The organism is Candidatus Zixiibacteriota bacterium (assembly GCA_021159005.1).
Classification (GTDB): Bacteria; Zixibacteria; MSB-5A5; order UBA10806; family 4484-95; genus JAGGSN01.
In genome coordinates this window covers 1-5,368 of the sequence record JAGGSN010000147.1, presented here as the reverse complement: position 1 = coordinate 5,368, position 5,368 = coordinate 1, and the positions used below count along the sequence as shown (strand labels likewise).

5 protein-coding genes are annotated in these 5,368 nt (G+C 40.7%); 3 read left to right on the top strand and 2 right to left on the bottom strand.

Translation table 11 applies throughout. From position 1 onward, the window contains the following. Positions 1-253: 253 nt before the first annotated feature. Positions 254-874 carry a response regulator gene (locus tag J7K40_09805; protein MCD6162691.1) on the top strand — a complete coding sequence of 207 codons (621 nt, stop codon included), beginning with the start codon at positions 254-256 and terminating at the stop codon, positions 872-874. A 165-nt stretch (positions 875-1,039) separates the two neighbouring features. On the opposite strand, the gene aspA is transcribed toward J7K40_09805, so the two are convergent. Continuing rightward, complete coding sequence (gene aspA, locus J7K40_09800) at positions 1,040-2,893, bottom strand: aspartate ammonia-lyase (GenBank protein ID MCD6162690.1); 1,854 nt, start codon at positions 2,891-2,893, stop codon at positions 1,040-1,042. A 325-nt stretch (positions 2,894-3,218) separates the two neighbouring features. Between aspA and J7K40_09795 the strand changes: the two genes are divergently transcribed. Next, positions 3,219-3,710, top strand: coding sequence for a hypothetical protein (locus tag J7K40_09795; GenBank protein ID MCD6162689.1), 492 nt, complete (start codon positions 3,219-3,221; stop codon positions 3,708-3,710). A 93-nt stretch (positions 3,711-3,803) separates the two neighbouring features. Here the strand turns inward: J7K40_09795 and J7K40_09790 are convergent, their stop codons facing one another. Continuing rightward, the gene (locus J7K40_09790) at positions 3,804-4,619 is read right to left on the bottom strand and encodes a hypothetical protein (protein MCD6162688.1); all 816 of its coding nucleotides are present in this window, start codon (positions 4,617-4,619) and stop codon (positions 3,804-3,806) included. 391 nt (positions 4,620-5,010) lie between these two features. On the opposite strand from J7K40_09790, the gene J7K40_09785 reads away from it, so the two are divergent. Continuing rightward, positions 5,011-5,316, top strand: coding sequence for a hypothetical protein (locus tag J7K40_09785; GenBank protein ID MCD6162687.1), 306 nt, complete (start codon positions 5,011-5,013; stop codon positions 5,314-5,316). Positions 5,317-5,368: the final 52 nt, after the last annotated feature.

Genomic DNA, 5,368 nt, shown 5'->3' with positions numbered 1-5,368 from the left:
AGTGTGGGAATGACATCACTATAGCATCCGCCTAAGGCGGACAAAAGGCCGGACAGTAGTGTTGTGGAATATAGGTTAATTAATCTATATATAAATTCTATCATTTCACTATAACATATTAAGAACTGATAATAATAAATATAATGTTATTATTGACGATATGCTAAACGATAGTCTGTTTATAGTTCATTAATAATAAACTGACGAGAGTAATTGAAAATATTTTTATAAAACATAAGCATAAGGTGCCATAATGAAAATATTAATCGCTGAAGATGATGTTATTTCCCGGAAACTGTTAAGCTCTAATCTCAGGAAATGGGGCTATGAGGTTATCGAAACAAAAGATGGGAAAGAAGCCCGGGAAACAATAGAGAGCGATGATTCCATACATTTTGCTGTTCTCGATTGGATGATGCCGGAAATGGCTGGAATTGATGTTTGCCGAAAAACAAGACAGATTGAAAATAGAAGTTATGTTTATATAATATTGTTAACGGCTCTCGACAGTAAAGAAGATATGATAAAGGGATTTGAGGCTGGCGTTGATGATTATGTAACGAAGCCGTTCGATCCTCAAGTGTTCCATTCTCGAATCATGGTAGGGGAGAGAACATTAGAATTAAAATTATCGTTTGAAAATAAAATACACGAATTGAAAGAAGCTCTCGAACATGTAAAACAACTTCAGGGATTGTTGCCGATTTGCATGCATTGTAAGAGAATCAGAACTGATGAGAATTCTTGGCAGCAAATGGAAGTTTATATTGAAAATCATTCAGAAGCTGCCTTTTCACATGGAATATGCGATGAATGTATGGTAAAGTATTACCCCGAATTAGCAGAGAAAAAGAAGCATTCTGAAGTCGAATAGATTGTTGGCGCATGAGGACGTACGCCAACCATAAAATACATGGATATAGAAAAAAACAGACACAGCGTCCATATTATGTGTGATTTGCCGATATGTCGTCAGGAAAGGGTTCCAGACGACGCATGAAAGGGTTTCCGGCGACGCAGAAAAGATATAGACTTATCTTTATCTTATCATACTTTCCGGCGACAAAAGTTTATCAAGTTTATCTTTCGATAGCAATTTCTTTTCCAGCACTAATTCATATACGCCGCGATTATTTTCCAAAGCTTCCCTTGCCAGAGCCGAGCACATCTCATACCCAAACACTGGATTTAACGCGGTTACAATCCCGATACTGTTTTCCACCAGGCGGCGGCAATTTTCCTCATTGGCGGTGATATTATCGACACAGCGATATTTTAAAGTAGCCATGCCGTTTTTGAGCATCTCGATTGATTCGAATATGCTCTGGGCAATCACCGGTTCCATAACATTAAGCTCAAGCTGTCCCGCCTCGGCTGCCAGAGTTACGGTAAGGTCATTGCCGATAACTTTAAAAGCTATTTGATTAACAACTTCCGGTATGACCGGATTTACCTTACCCGGCATAATCGATGAGCCCGGCTGCATTGGAGGAAGATTGATTTCGTTGATGCCCGCTCTGGGGCCTGATGACAGAAGCCTCAAATCATTCGATATCTTCGAAAGTTTTACCGCCAGACGTTTAATAGCGGAGCTGTACATCACAAATGCGCCGGTATCCTGTGTTGCCTCAACGAGGTTTTGCGCCAATTTAACATCAAGATTGGTTATCTCCCGCAGATGTTTGATAACTTTTTGTGAATACTCAGGGTCGGCATTGATGCCGGTACCGATAGCGGTTCCGCCCATATTGACCTCTAAAAACAGTTCGGCGTTTTCCTCCAGCCTGGTTATCTCCTCTACCAAAGTTGCCGCATAAGAATCGAACTCCTGGCCAAGCGTCATCGGCACCGCATCCTGAAGCTGGGTGCGTCCCATCTTGATAATATTGCCGAACTCTTTCGACTTTGCTTTGAACGATTCGGCAAGCTGGCGGAGAACCTCAACAAGCATCTTATTGCTGTTAATAAGAGCGATTTTTAAAGCAGTCGGGTAAGCGTCATTTGTTGATTGAGACAAATTAACATGGCTGTTGGGATGGCAGTATTTATATTCACCGCGTTCATAGCCCAATATCTCAAGCGCCCTGTTGGCAATAACTTCATTGGCGTTCATATTAGTGGAGGTGCCGGCTCCTCCCTGAATCATATCGACTACGAAATGAGTATGAAACTTGCCGTTAATTATCTCGCCGCAGGCTTGAACAATCGCCTCTTTGATAGGTTTGGATAATAAGCCAAGTTCGTAATTTGCTTTAGCGGCGGCCATTTTAACCATCGCTAAGGAAATTATCAAAGCTGGAAAGAGGGTCAGAGAAACGCCGCTGATATTGAAATTTTCCAGCGCCCGCAATGTTTGAACGCCGTAGTAGAATTCATACGGCACTTCGCGTTCTCCAAGAAGATCGTGTTCAGTTCGCGTTCTGCCTGATATATATTGAGCCGAAACGTTTGTAACCCGAGCGCTGGCTTGCCTTATCCTCTTTGATATTACTCGCGCTATCTGGGAAAGCATTTTCACGCCTATAGCGGGGTTTTGCCGATAAAGTTTTTCAAACTTCTCCCGGCTGATAGCGAATATCGTTGTTTTCAAAAGTGTCTTTGCGGATGTTGAATGCGGGTATTTATCCATCAGGGAACCCTCGCCTAAGAAATCGAACTTGCCGAAAAATGACAACCGTTTTTCCTCGCCAAAGGGGGTTTTCTTGAACAATTCGATTTCACCGCTGTAGATGATAAACAGGCGTTTTCGCGGACTGTTTTCCTCGAACAGGAGAGCATTCGGCTCGAAATTTAATACTTCTATATTCGAGACAAACAGGTTTAGTTCATCGTCATTGAAATCTTTAAACAACTCGATTCGTCTTATAAACTCGTTGATAACCGCTGGTTCCATATCTATTTCTCCTTTATCGTTTCCATATTTATCGTCAATATGTTTAAAAATCACTCTGGCTGCCAAGCACCGCTTGGCAGCCAGAGCTAAATCATTTAATTAATTTCATACTATTACAATAGATAACAATTGTCAAATTGAGATTGAATTTATACGCTGTATTAAAAATGATTCTATATCATGTTGAAAAATTAATCTGCATCCCCTATTATAAATAATGGATAAACTTTCACTCTGGTTACCAAGCGGCGCTTGGTAACCAGAGCTAAAATAATGGATAAACTTGGAAAACAGAATTGAATATTGCTATTATAAAGGAAATATAGTGAAAAAAATAATCATCGTTATGTTTGTATTTCTCATGCCTGCGGGAGCGCATGCCGAATACTGTTCCTGCACAACCTGCGGGATTGGCTGGGAGGATGGACTTAGCCTTAGATACCCTATTGGCAGAATTTACATTCAGAATGTTGTTAATGCCGATATTATTTCATTCACGGCTGACGCTAAAGACGGTACAACCACAATCAATGATGTTATTTACATTGGGATTCCGGTAGTCGATAGAGAAAGGTCATGGTTCAATTTGTACTGCGGTTTTGGCATATTTTACGAGAACGGCTATAATCCGGAACGTAAAACTGACTACGCAATCAGAATTGGCATCGAGCCGGAGTTTCAGGCGACTGATTATTTAGGTATTTCCGGTAAAGCCGGTTTACAGATGTATCATGACCGCGGTTTTAAAAATATCAGCAATTCCGGCTCTGTCGGTTATGGCACTTATGGAAGTATAGGGATTCATTGTTATTTTTAAATCCGGGTTTATCCCTGATGATGGAAGGCCGTTAAAGCGGACGATATCCTGAGGGTGATAGTTATCTGTAGTTGATGAACGTCCGCGTATTTATCATTTTGTTTTGGTATAATCTATTTCAGAACCCATCATGCTGTGAGGCAAAAGATATATAAGCAGAGTTGTCGCCGCGGCGACAATAATCCATACTCGGCCTTTGCCGGCGGCGCGCGTTCGCCATAAGGCGATTAGCCAGAGTATTAATACCGCCGCTGTTTTAGTATCGGTCATGTCATGACCAAACGGCCAGCCGGTCCAGAATTCGCCAAACGCATATTTTTGGACTATCGGCCCGAATACAAGGCCGCCTAAAATAAGCAGGATTGCGGTCAACAGAGATAATTTAAATGCTTTATCGCCTCGGGTGATGGCTTCAAAACCTGTCCTTACAGCTAATAGCATACCGGCAAACATAAAGATTATGTGGGGCATTAAAAACACTAACGGCACTGGGTCCTTAAACCTGATAATAACCGATTCATCGGTAAGATAATGTTTTTTATCTTTACTGTCGATTAGGCTAATCCGATACATCACTTTGCCGGCGGCGGGCTGTTTTGGAATTGCAATGATGAGGTTATTATCTTTTCGCTCTAATGCCTTGGTACTCCATGTGTCAAGGCTTAAATATCGCCGCCAATGCAGTTCGCCGGTTATTTGAGCTGAGGGAATATGCAATTCCATCTTGGCATCATCGGTGGAATCATGCGTACGGAGCAATTTGAATTGAACTGTTTCGCCGTCAATCTCGATAGACCCGCGAATCGGATGGGTTGGACCGGTTAGGCGCTGATAGACGACCGATGACAAAGTGAGGATAATCGCTAAAATCCATAATAGAATCGCATTTTTTGTATAAGATGCGCTCATTGTTTACTTATTCCTTTGAACCATTTACTATTTTGAACAATATTATGTTGCCAATATTTTTCATTGCTGGCAAATGTAAGAAAAATACATATCTAATGCAATAGTATTTATTTTAGAAGTTTTCCTAATAATTTATAGTTTATCATAGGTTGGGTTATCTGCCTAAGGCGGATTAATAGAGCGAACGAAGCCCTTTATTAATTTAAAATTTAGCTTTACTCTGATTGTCATAACCGTTATATATAAGCAAATAATTTGTGAATTGGACGGCGATAGCCGCAATAACTTAGCTTAGGCGGGGAAAGGAGGAAAAGCTAATTAAGTAAGATAAAAGTTTAGTATAAAATATTATAACTTATTCAATATTAACTGATTTGTAAGGAGAGTTTAAATGAAAAAATTAGCATTACTGATTACTTTAGCTGCGATGTTCGCGTTAATTGCTTCCGTCAATGCTTTAGCTCAGGAGACAAGGGGCGACATGGCTGTCGGCGGTGCTGTAACATTGGCTATGCCCATTGGTGGATGGGCAGACAATGCCGGAATGGGGTTTGGCCTTGATGGAATATTCGAGTATGGTTGGAATGAAAATATTACCGGTGTTGGCACTATCGGTTTCATGAAATGGGGTAGTAAAGACTATGGTTATTATGAATGGAGCTATAGTACATTTAAAATTGTTGGCGGCGCTAAGTAGGGTTTGCTGAATAATTCATTTTCAGCAATTTTAATTTTCGGACTGTGGCATT